At 44.8% G+C, this 16,670-nt stretch carries 13 protein-coding genes and 1 CRISPR repeat array; of the genes, 10 read left to right on the forward strand and 3 right to left on the reverse strand.

Going from position 1 to position 16,670, the window contains the following annotated elements; translation table 11 throughout:
- The first annotated feature begins 25 nt into the window (after window positions 1-25).
- A complete protein-coding gene (locus tag LKE33_08495; protein MCH3950950.1) occupies window positions 26-550 on the forward strand; it encodes an acyltransferase in 525 nt (174 codons plus the stop codon).
- Between the two features lie 784 nt (window positions 551-1,334).
- Here the strand turns inward: LKE33_08495 and LKE33_08500 are convergent.
- The gene (locus tag LKE33_08500) at window positions 1,335-2,684 is read right to left on the reverse strand and encodes an MATE family efflux transporter (GenBank protein ID MCH3950951.1); all 1,350 of its coding nucleotides are present in this window, start codon (window positions 2,682-2,684) and stop codon (window positions 1,335-1,337) included.
- A 429-nt stretch (window positions 2,685-3,113) separates the two neighbouring features.
- Between LKE33_08500 and cas9 the strand changes: the two genes are divergently transcribed.
- From cas9 to cas2, 3 genes are read left to right on the forward strand one after another with little or no spacing between them, the layout of a single operon-like run.
- Window positions 3,114-6,437 (forward strand): type II CRISPR RNA-guided endonuclease Cas9, encoded by a 3,324-nt coding sequence (cas9, locus tag LKE33_08505; GenBank protein MCH3950952.1) that lies wholly within the window; start codon window positions 3,114-3,116, stop codon window positions 6,435-6,437.
- Window positions 6,438-6,458: 21 nt separating this feature from the next.
- Complete coding sequence (cas1, locus tag LKE33_08510; GenBank protein ID MCH3950953.1) at window positions 6,459-7,361, forward strand: type II CRISPR-associated endonuclease Cas1; 903 nt, start codon at window positions 6,459-6,461, stop codon at window positions 7,359-7,361.
- 4 nt (window positions 7,362-7,365) lie between these two features.
- Window positions 7,366-7,674: a CRISPR-associated endonuclease Cas2 gene (cas2, locus tag LKE33_08515; protein MCH3950954.1), complete on the forward strand. Its 309-nt coding sequence runs from the start codon at window positions 7,366-7,368 to the stop codon at window positions 7,672-7,674.
- A 99-nt stretch (window positions 7,675-7,773) separates the two neighbouring features.
- Window positions 7,774-9,589: direct repeats of the CRISPR family, unit length 36 nt; unit sequence ATTGTACCAAACAAGAATTTAGAAGGGAACTACAAC.
- A 246-nt stretch (window positions 9,590-9,835) separates the two neighbouring features.
- Here the strand turns inward: cas2 and LKE33_08520 are convergent.
- The gene (locus tag LKE33_08520) at window positions 9,836-10,048 is read right to left on the reverse strand and encodes a hypothetical protein (protein MCH3950955.1); all 213 of its coding nucleotides are present in this window, start codon (window positions 10,046-10,048) and stop codon (window positions 9,836-9,838) included.
- Between the two features lie 149 nt (window positions 10,049-10,197).
- Entirely contained in the window at window positions 10,198-10,530 is a 333-nt protein-coding gene (locus LKE33_08525; GenBank protein MCH3950956.1) for an antibiotic biosynthesis monooxygenase, read from the reverse strand.
- A gap of 149 nt (window positions 10,531-10,679) precedes the next feature.
- Between LKE33_08525 and LKE33_08530 the strand changes: the two genes are divergently transcribed.
- The 6 genes from LKE33_08530 to LKE33_08555 all read left to right on the forward strand — a co-directional run bounded on the left by LKE33_08530 (window position 10,680) and on the right by LKE33_08555 (window position 16,623).
- Window positions 10,680-11,441, forward strand: coding sequence for an HD domain-containing protein (locus LKE33_08530; GenBank protein MCH3950957.1), 762 nt, complete (start codon window positions 10,680-10,682; stop codon window positions 11,439-11,441).
- Between the two features lie 153 nt (window positions 11,442-11,594).
- Window positions 11,595-12,074, forward strand: coding sequence for an LURP-one-related family protein (locus tag LKE33_08535; GenBank protein MCH3950958.1), 480 nt, complete (start codon window positions 11,595-11,597; stop codon window positions 12,072-12,074).
- A gap of 172 nt (window positions 12,075-12,246) precedes the next feature.
- Entirely contained in the window at window positions 12,247-13,344 is a 1,098-nt protein-coding gene (locus LKE33_08540; GenBank protein ID MCH3950959.1) for a threonine synthase, read from the forward strand.
- Window positions 13,345-13,398: 54 nt separating this feature from the next.
- Complete coding sequence (locus LKE33_08545) at window positions 13,399-14,055, forward strand: DUF3298 and DUF4163 domain-containing protein (protein ID MCH3950960.1); 657 nt, start codon at window positions 13,399-13,401, stop codon at window positions 14,053-14,055.
- A gap of 195 nt (window positions 14,056-14,250) precedes the next feature.
- Window positions 14,251-14,961, forward strand: a complete 711-nt coding sequence (locus LKE33_08550; protein MCH3950961.1) for a radical SAM protein — start codon at window positions 14,251-14,253, stop codon at window positions 14,959-14,961.
- Between the two features lie 105 nt (window positions 14,962-15,066).
- On the forward strand, window positions 15,067-16,623 hold the full coding sequence (locus LKE33_08555; protein ID MCH3950962.1) for an ATP-binding cassette domain-containing protein: 1,557 nt from the start codon (window positions 15,067-15,069) through the stop codon (window positions 16,621-16,623).
- Window positions 16,624-16,670 lie beyond the last annotated feature (47 nt).

Below are 16,670 nucleotides of genomic sequence, written 5' to 3' on the forward strand. Positions count from 1 at the left end.
ATAAATTTAAAAGGAGATGATCATCATGACAAACGATATCAAAATTGACAGCAGTTCTTTTGTGGATCACGTCATGGTCAAAATGGGCGGGAAAATCAAAGTCGGAAAAGACTGCGTCATCAATGGTGAACTCGTCGCGCTGGGCGGCAAGATTACCATTGGCAACAATGTCGTTATCAACAAAGACACGAAAATCTTCTGTCATAAATCCGTGACTATCGAAGACCACGTCATGATTTCCTGGGGCTGCAATATCGTGGACAGCAATATGCATTCCCTCCATTCGGAAGAACGGAAGAAAGATACTCTTACAGCGGCAGAGGCTGTTCGTAACCATACAGTCGGGCAGAACGTGGACCTTACCCACGTCGCCATGAAGCCAATCGTCATCAAAGAGGGCGCCTGGATTGGCTTTAACGTCACCATTTTGAAGGGCGTTACCATCGGCAAAGGCGCCATCGTCGGCGCCGGCAGCTTCGTCGTCAAAGACGTCCCGGATTATGCTGTCATAGGCGGCAACCCACCGGCAATTATTGAATATACGGACTGAAAATAAAAAGGGCTGTAAAAAAATAAAAAGCGCTTTTGGCTTATTGGCCTAAGGCATATAGCCCAGTAAAGTGGATAGTGGCTAGTGGAGAGTGGTTAGCACTGTAGTGCTGGCAGCTACTTTGGCGGATTCTTGAGATAGAATGCAGCAAGCAGCTAGTAGAAAATAAAGGTGCTTTTGGCTTATGGTATTTAGCCTCGCCTGCAGCAGTGTGGTGAAGGCTTTGATTCAAATAAATATTATGTAAAACCTGAAATTTAGCAGATAACCTAAATTTCAGGTTTTATTTTTTATAAGTTCAAAGAAAAATGCCTTGTCATTTTTCGTCCACAGGCGGAATGCGGGCTGCGGGCGGCGGAAAGCGTGAAAAAGGGTTGTGAAATAATGTGCACGCATTATTTTACAGCCCCTTTTTCGCTGGCCGCGGGTCGCTCGTGGAAACAAAATTGCTAAGGCAATTTTGCACTTGATAACGAACACCTGTAGTAAATTCTCACACTTCTTTTATTCCATTCAGGCAATGCGAAGCATTGCTTCTCTGGGATCTTCTTTCAAGCCGCTTCGCGGCTTCGAAAGAAGGGGGGTCCGCTTTTCGGGGGAAGATAGCTTCTTTTTCTTTCAACGCATGTGCGGCCTTACGAAGGCTGGCCAAAAGCTATATGCCTAAAGCCAAAAGCGCTTTTTCGCCAACTGCAGCTATCTGCCATCTGCTAACTGCCTCAAGCTCCACCCGACAACTTGCCTGCACTAGCCTGCTAGCCACTATAGACTAACCGCTGCCCACTTACTTATTTCGCATTCTCCAAAAGTACACCGCTACCATCAATACAGCGCTTGTCGTCCAGGCAGCGGGGCTTGCCATGACGATGGCGGTATAGCCGATGGTATCACAGAAAAATAAGGGTATCAGCACCCGCATGGCGACTTCCAGAAATGAACCAATCATAGGCGTGACACCGTCAGATAGACCTTCTAGGGTACCACGGTAGATAAAAAGAAGGCTTAGTGTCCAAAGTAGCGGGCAGGACCAGTGCAGGTACTGTTCGGCCTTGACGACGGTTTCAATCTCCGTGGCGGGAATAAAGAGCGTAATGATAGGTTTTGAAAAGGTGTAGACCACGATCCCGACGATAATGCTGTAGAGCACCGTCATGAGAACCGATTCACGGGTTCCTTTACGAATCCGGTCATAGCGCACAGCGCCTGCGTTCTGACCGGCAAAGGAGGCCATGACAAGGTTCATGGAAGAGAGCGGCGACTGGAGCATCATCTGCATGCGGTTGCCAATCGTATAGGCGGATACGGCATGGTTGCCGAAGCTGTTCACAAAGTACTGGACGGTCATCATACCGACAGCAATCACAGAAAGCTGCAGGCCCATAGGGATACCGACAGTCAGTTCTTCTCGAATGGTATCAAAGAGATCATGAAAATCTGCTTTTCCGGGAAGCAGGAAGGGGAAACGGCGGAAGATGATCCGGAGGCATAAGAGCCCCGATACGAGCTGCGAAAAGACCGTTGCAATGGCGGCACCGGCCACATCCCAGCCGAAGGCGAGGATAAATACAAAGTCCAGAATAATATTAAGGACTGATGAAATAACCAGCATAAGAAGCGGCGTCCGGCTGTCCCCGATGGCGCGAAGCTGTGCAGCCGTCAGGTTATAGAGCATGGTAGCGGGAAGCCCTCCGTAAATGATCATGATGTACTGCAGAGCATAAGGATACATGGCATCCGTTGTATGGAGAAACTGCAGAATCCAGGGCGCGGCAAAAAGAAGCACTACAGTGATTGTAACCGTAAAAAGAGTGCAGCTGACAATCTGGGCGGCTGCACTCTTACGCACGCCGGCCATATCTCCTGCGCCGTACTTGTTCGCGGTTAGCACCGTGCATCCGCTCGCAAGGCCAATCACAAAGCCGATGGCAAGAAAGATGACGGCACTCGTTGATCCGACCGCACCGAGCTTCACGGAGCCGAGCGTCCTGCCTACAATCATCGTATCCATGACATTGTAGAACTCCTGCAGCAGGTTCCCGATGATGATGGGAACGGCAAACGCAAGAATGACCTTCCAGGTCGTTCCTTCGGTCAGATTAATATTCTTCTTTTTAGTCTTTGTATTTTGATTCATGTTTTCCCCTCAGAGAAGCTATAATTTCCTAATTTATCAGTATAAAGGAAATGGTCATAATTCACTATATTATTTCTTAAGATGTCGGGTGGCAAAAATAAAGATAACGACCAAAAACTTGCTGATTTTCGCTGCGCATTTTATCGGCTTCCTCAAAAAGAGATGATTTAGTATGAAAGTATAAGTTGTAGGGTAAAATATTGGATAGTAATCTAAAATTCCTAGAAAATTCTGGTACATATGCTATACTACAAGTAGATAGACTTTACTTGGCAGGACAAATACGTTATAATAACTATGGTTGTACCAAACCAGAGCTTAGAAGGTTACTATGATAAGGTAGTACACCGCAAAGCACTAGCGCCTTGCCATTGTGGCAAGGCGCTATCTTTATTTATAGACATATTTTGGTGGGAGAGGTGGAAGAAAATGAGTTACGGAATAGGGCTTGATATCGGAATTGCTTCGGTAGGGTATGCCGTGCTAGACCTTGATTATGAGGAGAAGCCTTGGGGAATCATTCGTCTTGGGAGTCGTATTTTTGATCGTGCTGAAGTACCTAAAACAGGTGCATCGTTAGCTCAGCCCAGACGCGAAGCAAGAAGTGCCAGAAGAAGACTGAGACGGCATCGCCACAGGCTCGAACGAATCCGTAATCTTTTTGTGGATAGCCATCTTTTGACACGTGAAGAATTGGACCATCTTTATGATGGTCAACTCACTGATATTTATGAATTGCGCGTTAAGGCACTTGATGAACGTGTATCTAATGCAGAGCTAGCCCGGATTCTTTTGCACCTTGCTACGAGAAGGGGCTTTAAGAGCAACCGCAAAGCAGAATTGGCAGATAAAGAAGCTGGTGCTTTAAAATCGGCTATCAGTGAAAATGAAAAATCAATAGCTGAAAATCACTATCGCTCTGTCGGTGAGATGTTTCTTAGAGACCCTCGGTTCAAAGAGCATAAACGGAATAAAGGCGGCACATATACGACAACAGTAGCTCGTAGCATGGTTGCCGATGAAGCTGCGTTGATTTTGGATACTCAGCAAAAGCTTGGTAACTCAGTTATTACGGAAGATTTCAAGGACGCTTATCTGACTATCATGCTTAGTCAACGAGCTTTTGATGAAGGACCTGGCGGAAAAAGCCCATACGGCGGCAATATGATTGCAAAAATGGTTGGTATCTGTACCTTTGAAGATGGGTCGAACGGAGACCCCCCAGAAAAAAGGGCGGCCAAGGCATGCTACTCTTTTGAATATTTTAATCTTCTGCAAAAAATTAATCATATTCGTCTTATATCGGATAAGGATACAATTCCTCTTACTAATGATCAGCGAACTAAACTTATTGAGCTGGCAAAAAAGGTTGAAAAATTAAATTATGACCGCATTCGTAAAGAATTGAATATTCCCAAAGAATACTCATTTAATATGGTTCGCTACGAGACCGTCAGTAAAAAGAGCACTCCAGATGAAGAACAGCAGGCAGCTGAGAAGAAAGAAAAATTTGAATATCTGCCTTTCTATCATCAAATCCGTAAGGCTCTGGACCATGTCAAGAAAAATAGGATCCAGGATTATACGGTGGATATGCTTGATCAGGTGGGATGGTATCTCACTATCTACAAGGGTGATGATAAGCGAAGAGAAGCACTTTCCAATGCAGGGATTCCTTCTGAGGATATTGAAGAACTTCTGACCATTACTGGAATGAGAAAATTTGGACACCTGTCGATTAAGGCGCTTAAGAAAATTAACCCTTATCTCGAGAAAGGGTTAAACTATAATGATGCTTGCGATGCTGCGGGATATAATTTTACGGGAAATGTGGGAGGAAAAACAAAACTTCTTCCAGCTAATGCTCCCGAATTGGAGGACATTACGAATCCGGTTGCACGGCGTTCTATCTCTCAGACTATCAAAGTTATCAATGCCATTATCCGGGAACAAGGTGAAAGTCCGCTTTATATCAATGTGGAACTTGCCAGGGAGCTTTCTAAAGACTATCAGGAAAGACAGAAAATAGAAAAAGAAAACGAACAAAATCAAAGCCGTAACGATAAAGCAATGGAAAAAATACGTGAAAATTTTGGTATTGCCAAACCTTCCGGACAAGATTTGGTAAAGTACAAATTGTGGGAGGAACAGGATGGTATTAGTCCATACTCACAAAAGCCAATCGAATACGAGCGGCTCTTTGAGACAGGCTATGTGGAAGTAGACCATATTATTCCGTACAGCATTAGTTTTGATGATACGTACAAAAATAAGGTTCTCGTATTTTCTAGTGAAAACCGGGATAAGGGCAATCGAATTCCCATGGCCTATTTAAGGAAAAAGGGCGCGCAGGCTGCAGATGATTTTAAAGTATGGGTTAATGCTAATATCAGAGATTATAGAAAACGCCAAAAGCTTTTGAAAGTGAAGATTACGAATGATGATATTAGTGGTTTTAAAGAACGGAATTTGACCGATACCAAATATATTTCCCGGTTTATGTATAACTACATCGCTGACCATCTGCAATTCGCTCCCTCACAAACCGGCAAAAAGAGACGGGTAACTGCCGTCAATGGCATGGTTACTTCCTATTTGAGAAAACGGTGGGGTATCAATAAGATTCGTGGGAATGGGGATAAGCATCATGCTGTGGATGCTGTTGTCATTGCTGCGGCGACCCCATCTCTTATCCGGGAAATTTCGGGCTATGCCGCTTATCGTGAGACCGGACGCTTTAAACATAAATATGCCTATGAGCAAGGTGAGAGTGGCGGATATCTTGTTCATAAGGGTACCGGAGAAATTAAAGATGAGTTCCCGTATCCCTGGGAGGGCTTCCGGACAGAACTGATTGCCCGTTCTTCCGACAGGCCGACTATGGGCCTTGAAAAACTTCCTTACTACGTCAATAAAGACCTTTCGGAAATTAAGCCTATTTTCGTGTCTCGAATGCCAAGACGAAAAGTAACGGGACCTGCCCATAAGGAGACCATTACGGGAGCACGTCATATTGAAGATGGATTTACGCTTTCCAAGGTAGCATTAACTGACCTTAAGATGGAAGACGGAGAAATCAAAGATTACTATAATCCGTCCAGTGATCGAATTCTGTATGAAGCTCTAAAGGATAGATTAAATCAATACAACGGAGATGCCAAGGCAGCGTTTGCCGAGCCTTTTTATAAGCCGAAAGCTGATGGCTCACGCGGGCCGCTTGTTAAAAAAGTCAAAATCATGAATAAAACGACAATGCCGGTCCTGGTTCAACAAAAGACAGGTGCGGCCGTAAATGACACTATGGTTCGGGTCGACGTATTTTACGTGAAAGGAGAGGGGTATTATCTCGTTCCCATATACGTAGCGGATACGGTTAAACCACAACTACCTAATTTGGCAATCGTCGCAAATAAGCCTATGACAGAATGGAAAGTGATGGACGATAAGAATTTTCAATTTTCACTGTATCCGGGTGACCTGATTCATTTTGAGAGTAAGCAGCCTAAAACGTTTACTCGTGTAAATGACGATAGTAATTTAAATAAAACATATGATGCAACCAATGAATTTGTTTATTATGTGAAGACTGGAATCGCTACTGCTTCTATAACAATCATAACGCATGATCATAGCTATGTATTAAATTCCTTTGGCGTGAAAAAAGTTCCATTAATTGAAAAGTATGAAGTAGATGTCCTCGGTAATTACCACAAAGTAAAGCGTGAAAAAAGACGTCCTATAATTTTTAAATAACATAGAGATGAGTAATTCATTATGGGCTATCGAAATCTTGTTATTGCGTCGAATGCGGATCTTTATAACCGTAATGGTCAACTAGAAATTAGTGGGCTGGGAGTCCATAAAGTTCCATTGGAAGACGTGAAATCCATTGTACTGGAAAATTTATCGTCTCAGGTTACAGTTTCCACATTGCAAAGACTCGTAGAATCCGGTGCTGCGGTATATATTTGTGATGAAAAACATTTGCCTAGTGCAGTTGTATTACCATTTTTCCAACATTCAAGAAATAGCTCCATTATTAAAGACCAGGAGACATTAAGCCTTCCAACTATAAAAAATACATGGAAGCAAATCGTCATGGCTAAAATCGGGAACCAGTCTCAATGTCTGTTACAACTAGGAAAAGAAAAAGAAGGAAACTATTTAGAACAGCTCGCTAAAACCGTTGCGAGCGGAGATCCAAAAAATGTGGAAGCTACAGCAGCCCGGTATTATTTTAAGTACCTTTTTGATGAAAATTTTACACGTGGCAATGAAGAAGATTGCAGAAATCATGCCTTAAATTATGGGTATGCTATTATGCGGGGGATGATGGCTCGTCTCCTGACCGGTTATGGTTTTCTTCTCCTTAAGGGGCTTCACCATGCTAACTTCTATAATGCTTTTAATTTAGCTGACGATTTTATGGAGCCATTGAGGCCTCTTGTTGACCTTTATGTAGCAAAGACATTTAGCAAGGATACTGAACTTACAACTTCACAGAAGGCAGAACTTCTTGGTTTGCTTAATGTGGATGTTTTATCCGGTGGGCAGCACCATAGTGCCAGTTATGGAATGGAACGTATGGTTCAAAGCTTCAGCCGGATCTGTCAGAAGAAAGGAAAGGCATTGGTGATTCCAGAACTTCTTGGACTCCACCAACATCGCTATGAGTAAATTTATGCGCATGATGATACTTTTTGATCTTCCTGTCAAAACAAAAAGAGAGCGCCGTGTTGCGACGCAGTTTCGTAATTATCTTCTTAAAGATGGATTTTATATGATTCAGTATTCCGTCTATGCACGTATCTGCAACGGAATGGATGATCTTGCCAAACACCAGATGCGAGTTGCTCGTCATTGCCCAGAAAATGGATCCATACGAATGATGGTTTTGACGGAAAAGCAATATGAAGCCATGGATGTTCTCGTTGGCAGTTATCATCCGGAAGAGAAAGAAAATCCAGCAGAGACTGTAATGATTTATTAAAAAATGAGCAGAGTAATGAGTTTTAAAATCTTCAATTCCAAAAATCAGAAAATGCAAAAGCCCTTGTGCGTGACTGCACAAGGGCTTTTGTGACTTTCGATTGTACCAAACAAGAATTTAGAAGGGAACTACAACTAAGGGCTTTTCCCCTCATCGTTATTGTAGATTGTACCAAACAAGAATTTAGAAGGGAACTACAACGCGTTTCCTCTTGTATGTTGCGGTGCCAGCATTGTACCAAACAAGAATTTAGAAGGGAACTACAACCAGCATGTTCGTGAACATATTCCAGCCATTATTGTACCAAACAAGAATTTAGAAGGGAACTACAACAGCTCTGCTGATACGGTCAGTTTGTCCGACATTGTACCAAACAAGAATTTAGAAGGGAACTACAACCCTTGGCCTTGATGACAGCAAAGTCGGTGAATTGTACCAAACAAGAATTTAGAAGGGAACTACAACTAACTGCTTCTCATGACTACCATGCCGTACATTGTACCAAACAAGAATTTAGAAGGGAACTACAACCTCGTGAGCTGCTGCTCCGTACCATCCGACATTGTACCAAACAAGAATTTAGAAGGGAACTACAACTGTCAGATGCTGCCCGCTGTCAAGTGTTCGATTGTACCAAACAAGAATTTAGAAGGGAACTACAACTGATAGGGCGGTTGATTTGCTGCACGATATATTGTACCAAACAAGAATTTAGAAGGGAACTACAACACGATACACTGAGCAAACACAGCGTAGGGGATTGTACCAAACAAGAATTTAGAAGGGAACTACAACCCCGAACACCGGCACCGGGATAGTCATTGCATTGTACCAAACAAGAATTTAGAAGGGAACTACAACACGCAGTTTACCGACTTCACGGGCAGAGAAATTGTACCAAACAAGAATTTAGAAGGGAACTACAACTCACCAACTCCAATGACTTCATAAAAATCTATTGTACCAAACAAGAATTTAGAAGGGAACTACAACTCACCAACTCCAATGACTTCATAAAAATCTATTGTACCAAACAAGAATTTAGAAGGGAACTACAACTTGTTAAGTGGAAGTGCTTTCGACCATCCTATTGTACCAAACAAGAATTTAGAAGGGAACTACAACTAACGTATTGGAGGCGCACTGCATAAATCAATTGTACCAAACAAGAATTTAGAAGGGAACTACAACTACATGACCTTTGACCGGCCGAAGTTTGCTATTGTACCAAACAAGAATTTAGAAGGGAACTACAACACGACGGACACGTTATGGTTCGTCTTGAAAATTGTACCAAACAAGAATTTAGAAGGGAACTACAACAGAATCTTCTTTGACTTGTCTAGCGGTTTATTGTACCAAACAAGAATTTAGAAGGGAACTACAACTTTTTTGGCCAGTTCTGCGGTCATTGTGCCATTGTACCAAACAAGAATTTAGAAGGGAACTACAACATGAGCTTTCAACGGCCATTAACGATTACTATTGTACCAAACAAGAATTTAGAAGGGAACTACAACCTTGCCATTATCATCAACTCCTTTTTTAAATTGTACCAAACAAGAATTTAGAAGGGAACTACAACGATTGTGTCCCCTTCCTGCGGGTTCGGAACATTGTACCAAACAAGAATTTAGAAGGGAACTACAACTCATTGTACTCAATCAAAGCATTCATTACAATTGTACCAAACAAGAATTTAGAAGGGAACTACAACGTAATCCTTCCGTACTGCACGACATCTTCTATTGTACCAAACAAGAATTTAGAAGGGAACTACAACGGTGTTGGAGCTGTCATCGCATCGTAAGCAATTGTACCAAACAAGAATTTAGAAGGGAACTACAACACAGAAATCAAGGACGTGCCGGCTTCGATAATTGTACCAAACCAAGAATCAGCAGAAATTATAACTAACAGATAATAAGAAAGTGACCGTATATTTATTGTAGCAAATTGGAGTTGAACAGGGAACTTTAATAGGCATATCATTTTATAAATCCTTGGTGCTAGTTGGGAAAGAATAATGCCCTCCATTCTATAGGGTGAATAAAGGGCATCATATCGATTGATTTGTTATTCAATTTTATTCAGCAAAATATTCAGTGCTTTTTCGTCTTTTTTGCTTCCTAGGTAGGTACATCAACTTTATTCTGCGCCATTACCACTTCTTTTTCCCAAGTTCTTTTAAAAGGTCCTCTTCGTCTTCTTTATCCCAGTCATCGGACATGCCTAACTCAGTGAAGGGCCGTTCACGGGGCTCAAATTTTCCTGTTTCAAAGTTGTACCGTGAATCTTTATAGTTGTCAGCATGAATGATTGCAATAATTTTGCCCTGTCTGCGGCGTACCCAAAATCCATCTCTTGAGAACATCAGCTTTTCCTCCTCTGATTTACCGGTAATGACTTTTTATTACATAGTCATTATAACATACTACAATTTATAGAGGGTACTAAATCAGGGACTCATTAATTAAATACAATGCGTCATTACTCGCAGCGCTGTACTTGGATGTTCCTATCTTATTTGCGGATAAAAGCGGCATCTTTCCGGAATTCTGCGTCGTCGATTCTTTTATATCTTTCTACTTTCATGTGCAGGTCATATTTTTCTCTCAGCGCAGCGAGATCTTTCATCATTTTAGAAGCATGGTGTTTATCAAGGGATTTCTGGTCTTTCCAACTGTCGATGAGAAGCACTGTTTCCGCGTTGTTCATAGGGATAAAATAATCGTATCTGAGGTTACCTTCTTCGGCTCTTATGGCGGCTGCAATGCCGGAGCTTTCCATTTCCTCGGCAAATTTTCTGGCGCTGCCGTTTTTTCCTGTATAGTATAAATTGACGGTGATGCTCATATGCTATCCTTCCCGGTAAAGTTTGTGCTTACTTTTATTATCATTTTACCATAGGCCGCCGAGTGATGCTTATTTGCAACCCGGGATAAAGAGGGTATACTTAAATAGAAGAATCATTTTGAATTTTGACGAAACACGGAGTTTGATATATGAAAATCGACAGACAACAGATTTTAAAGAAGTTTAAGAACTATGTGGACGAATTTGCCGGTGTGGACCGGGGCGTCCAGTTGAAATATGCGCACTCTTTGCGGGTAGCCCATTTGAGTGAACAGATTGCAGCAAGTCTCAATCTTAGTAAAGAGGATATAGACCTTGCCTGGCTGATCGGGATTTTGCATGATATCGGCCGTTTCGAGCAGCTGCGGCGCTATCATACTTTCATTGACTATCAATCCATGGATCATGCCAAGTACGGCGTGCACTACTTGTTTGACGAAGGTCACATCCGGGATTTTATTGCATCCGGTGATGAAGATGATGTCATCAAGGCGGCTGTCGGTGAGCACAATGTGTATAAGATCCGCGACGGTCTGACGCCCCGTCAGGACCAGTTTACCCGCCTCATCCGGGATGCCGACAAGGTCGATATTTTCCGCGTCTACGTGATGTACATGGAAAAGCATATCAACATCTGGCATATTGACTTTTCTGACATGAACAAGCAGTCCATTTCGGATAGAGTTATGGCGCAGGCCCGGGCGCGCACGCTGGTGCGGACACAGGACAAACTGACCTTTATTGATTTTTTCGTTGGCGTGTTATGCCTGTATTTTGACCTGAACTTTGCCAAAAGCCGGGAACTTACGTGGAAAGAAGGAAATTATGAAAAACTTCTGCACTACCATTCGAAAAATCCCGACACGGAAGAGAAACTTGAAGAAATCCGGCAGATGGTGCGGTCCAGGTAAGGTAGTAGTAACCGGAAATGCAGCGGGTAACAGTCAGCGCATTATTTAACCGAACAGGGACTTTTTTCTCTCTAAGTTCACAATTCTCCTCTTAATCCTTGCAACTATTTTGCTATAATGAAGAAAATAATGTACTCTGGAGGAGGAAGCAAAATGAAATTACTGTTCAGGCAAAGGATTTTTTCCTGGTTTGATAGTTACGATATTTATGACGAAGATGGAAATACCGTTTTTGTAGTCAAGGGGCAACTGGCCTGGGGCCATTGTCTCAAAATTTATGACACCACCGGGCGGGAAATCGGAATGGTCAGGGAAAAAATCGTTACGCTCCTGCCTAAGTTTGACATTTACGTGGACGGCAGACGCATTGGCCGGGTCAAGAAGAACCTGACGCTGTTTTCTCCTTCCTTTACCCTCGATTTCAATGGCTGGAAGGCCAAGGGCAACATTGTCGAATGGGATTATAAAATCAAGGACAAGGATGGAAACCTCATTGCCAAGGTCAGCAAGGAACTGCTGAGTCTTACGGATACGTATGTGCTGGACATCCCGAATCCGGCCGATGCACTCTACGTGCTGATGTTTGCTCTTGCCATGGACGCCGAAAAATGCAGCCGTGACAAAGACGACTAAATAAATTCGCTGGTCGCTGGCCGCGGGTCGCCGGTCGCACTGTAGGAAGTCAAGATGCCAGAGGCACTTGGCGAAAGTAAAAAAACAACGCCTGCATCCCGCCATCCGCTGCCCGTACGATTGTACTAGCCACCAGCCACTAACCACTATTTTATACTAAGGAGGTACTACCATGAAATTCATCTGTACCAAATGCGGTCATGAAGAAGATACTTCGACGCGTCAGCCCCGCTGCGCCTGCGGTGGTCTCTGGCGCCTCGAATTTACGCCGCCGCCTTTTACCCTGGATGGGATTGATAAAGATACGTGGAGCATGTTCCGCTATCGCAAGTTCATGGCTCTTGACGGGGATGCGTGGAAAGAGATTACCTTGGGGGAGGGCATGACGCCTGTCATTCCTTTTAATCATGACGTCTGGCTCAAGATGGATTATTTCATGCCGACGCTTTCCTTCAAAGACCGCGGAGCAGCTGTTCTTGTGGCGCATGCCAAGGCTATCGGTGTCGACAAAGTTGTGCAGGACAGCAGCGGCAACGCGGGAAACAGTGTGGCAGCGTACTGCGCCCGGGCAGGTATTGCCTGCGATATCTATGTGCCCGAGGGCACATCCGATAAGAAAATCACGATGATCAAGGCGCACGGAGCGACAGTCCATGTGATTCCGGGGAGCCGCGATTACTGTGCGGAAGTCTGCCGGGAAACGGCACGCCGCGAAGGCGTCTACTATGCAAACCACGTCTATAATCCGTTCTTCTATGAAGGGACGAAGACATATATTTACGAGACCTTTGAACAGATGCACCGCATCCCGGAACATATCTTTATCCCCGTGGGTAACGGCACGCTGTTCCTGGGCATCGTAAAAGGGTTGGAACATCTGCTGCAGAGCGGCGTCATTTCCCATATGCCGCAGCTCTACATGGTGCAGAGTGAACACTGCCAGCCGCTGCTTGATGCACTGAACCGCGGTGATAACCATATCACGCCCGGCAGTGTCGAACCGACGCTGGCAGAAGGTATTGCCATCGGAAAGCCTATGCGTCATGAAGAGATTCTCTCCTATGCGGCCAAGTACCATGTAAAGGGTGTAGCCATTCCGGAAGAAGCCATCCTTCCGGCAAGAGCGTACCTTGCAAAGCAGGGGATTTACTGCGAACATACGACGGCTGCGGTATTTGCCGGCTATGAGGCCTACTGCCGGAAATATGGGCAGCTTCACGATGTCCTTATCTCCATGTGCGGAGCCGGCTTGAAGTCGGATCACGGCTGAGAGAAAAGCATTTGTCATTCGTTCTTTTATGTTTGAAAGAAAGGAGGCATCATTATGGTTAAAAAGTTTTGGAAAGTATTTTTGCTGGCTGCCCTTATGGCACTGCCGCTGCGCGTAAGTGAGGCGAGCGTCGAGGAGCACAAAACATCGGCACAGAATTGCAAGATGAGTTATCCTATTGTGTACGTCGATAATAATCAGGCAGCTCAGGACAAAATCAATTCGGATCTATACCAGTACATTGCCGGTTTCCAGAATGACTATAAGGCCGGGAAGTTCTTCAAGGGGGACTTTTCCTATAATGTGCGGTACGAGGACGATAAGGTCGTTTCCCTGACACTTGCTGATTTTCGGTATAAAGAGGGCGCGGCCCACGGCTACACCTACACGAGAGGACTCAGTTATGATAAGGCCACGGGCGAGCGGCTGCCGCTTTATTATTACGCAAAAATCAGACCGGAAGATAAAGCACTCATCCTACGTCAGCCGATTTTTGATGGAAGCGGTAAGCACGTTCGTCGGGATAAGACTTTTGCCAGTTCCCGCAGCGGGTTTAATGAGACCAAGATCACAGATAACTACTATATGGCCGGCAACGGTGAACTTGTCCTGATTTACCCGCCCTATGAGCTGGGTCCTTATTATCTTGGCACATTGTACGTGCATCTGTCGCAGGATATCGTTGATTATCTGAACCGCAAGAACCAGTGACATCTTTTTGCAATGATCAGAAGTAACTTTTCTGCCTGGGAAGTCTGCCGGAAATCATTGACAGCCGAAAAATGTTTTTGTACAATGAGCAGGAATTACAAATAATTTTGTACCGCCGGGTACGTCACCTCAATCCTGTAGGCCTTTTGTAGGAGGGGAGACGTACCTGTTTTTATTTCTGCAGGAGGAAACAGAATGAATCAATTTATTTACAAGGCGCCTTATGAGGAAAACGGAAAGACCGTACTGGAAGTGAATATTCTGCCGTCGACGTACTGTACTTTTAACTGCATCTATTGTCCCATTGACCGCAGGGAAGAGCGCCATCAGACCGATGAAATTCAAAACTTCGGTGATGTGTCGGAAGCTTTGAAAGATCTCTTAAGAAGAATGGATGAATCCGGTGCCGATGAAGTGTTTCTTAATGCCCATGGCGAAAGTCTTCTTCATGATGGACTTGGGCGCATTATTGACGCTGTTCACGAAAAAGGGGCTTCCGTCAGGTTGCTTTCCAATGGATACTTGTTGGATGATCCGCGCTATCGGGATCTTGCGGACCGTTGTGAATCGGTAATCGGGGAACTCAAGAACGCAACGGAAGAGGGATTTCAGAAAACGCAGCGCCCACTTCCGGGGTATACCCTGGATTCCTATATCAGTCATCTCAAGAATTTCCGCCGGCAATACCGCGGACATTTCATCTTTGAAGTGAGTATCATTAAAGGCTATACGGATTCGGAAAAAGCTCTTTCTTTCCTGGAATCAGTAGTCTGTGACCTTCATCCCGATGAACTATCCGTCGTTCCTATCGATGCTCCTTTCCGAAAAGTCCTGGGTGTGGAGGAGGACAAGCTCCGCCGCTTTGAGGCTCGTCTCAGAAAAGCCTGCGGCATGCCGGAAATCTAAGCCTGAGGAATGCAGGACTCTCCTTTTGCTGCTTTTCAAGGCATATAATTTTTGCTACAATGGGCAAGACTATATGACCAGAAATACAGCGAAGGAGTTTGACATATGAGTATACTTGATGTATCCCATCTCTCCCATAGTTACGGCGGTCGGGAGATTTTTGACGATGTTTCCTTCCGCCTTGAGAAAGGGGAACATGTGGCCCTTGTCGGCGCCAATGGAGAAGGAAAATCGACGTTTATGTCCATTATTACAGGAAAACTTCTTCCCGATGATGGAAAGATTACGTGGGCGCGGAGAACAAAAGTCGGCTATCTCGATCAGCATGCTTCCCTCAAGGCGGGGATGACAATCCGGGAGACTTTAAGAACGGCTTTTCAGGATCTGATGGATGAGGAAAAGCAGATGCTGGCTGACTACGACCGCATGGAGTCGGCGTCGCCGGAAGAAATGGAACGTCTCATGGCAGAGACCGCGGAAATTCAGGAACGACTTGAAAGTGCCGATTACTATAACCTTGATACGAAAATCGAGGAAGTGGCAGGAGGGCTTGGCCTCCGTGATGTCGGCCTTGATCATAAGGTCGACGAATTATCCGGCGGCCAGCGTACGAAGGTCCTCCTGACGAAGCTTCTTTTGCAGCAGCCGGATATCCTGCTCCTTGATGAACCGACAAACTACCTTGATACGGAGCATATTGAATGGCTGGAGCAGTATCTTACAGCCTATGAAAATGCCTTTATTGTGATTTCCCATGATGTCCCTTTCCTCAATGCGGTAACTAATGTCATCTGGCATGTGGACCAGTTGGGACTGACGCGCTATACAGGGAATTACGAAAAGTTTGAAGCCATGGTGGCTATGAAGCGGCGGCAGGAAGAAGCGGCCTATGAACGGCAGCAGGCGGAAATCAAGAAGGAACAGGATTTCATTGCCCGCAATAAGGCCCGTGTCGCAACGCGGGGTATGGCGAACAGCCGCATGAAGAAACTGGCTAAGATGGAAATCCTTACCAAACGCGCCGAAAAGCCCAAACCTCATTTTGTCTTTAAAGAAGACCGGGCTCCTTCGCGCTTTGTTCTCAAGGGCACCAATCTGGTTCTGGGATATCAGGAGCCGCTCACGAAACAGGTGGATCTTACGTTGGAGCGTGGCCAGAAGATTGCTATCAGGGGTACGAATGGGCTGGGGAAAACAACGCTCCTTAAAACCCTTCTCGGCATGATCCCTCCCATTGCGGGAAACGTGGAACGCGGCGAGTTCGTATCGGTGGGATATTTTGAGCAGGAAAGTGCCAGGGGCAACCAGAATACGGCCCTGGAGGAAATCTGGCAGGAATATCCCGGCATGAGCAATTCCGAGGTTCGGGCAGCGCTCGCAGCCTGCGGCCTCACGAATGAACATATCACAACGAAAATGACAGCCCTCTCAGGCGGTGAAGCGGCCAAAGTCCGTCTTTGCAAGCTGATGCAGCGTCCTGCCAATCTTCTTGTACTTGACGAACCGACAAATCATCTGGACGTGGAAGCCAAGGAGGAACTGAAACGGGCCCTTAAAGCCTACAAGGGAACCCTCCTCATTGTGAGCCATGAACCTGATTTCTATGAGGATTGGGTCGACGCTGTCTGGAATGTCGAGGGATGGTCGACAAAAATCGTCTGAATTTGTTATAATATAGCAACCTGGTAGGTATTATTTAAAATGAATGG

The organism is Acidaminococcus sp. (assembly GCA_022482815.1).
In the GTDB taxonomy this organism is placed as follows: Bacteria; Bacillota; Negativicutes; order Acidaminococcales; family Acidaminococcaceae; genus Acidaminococcus.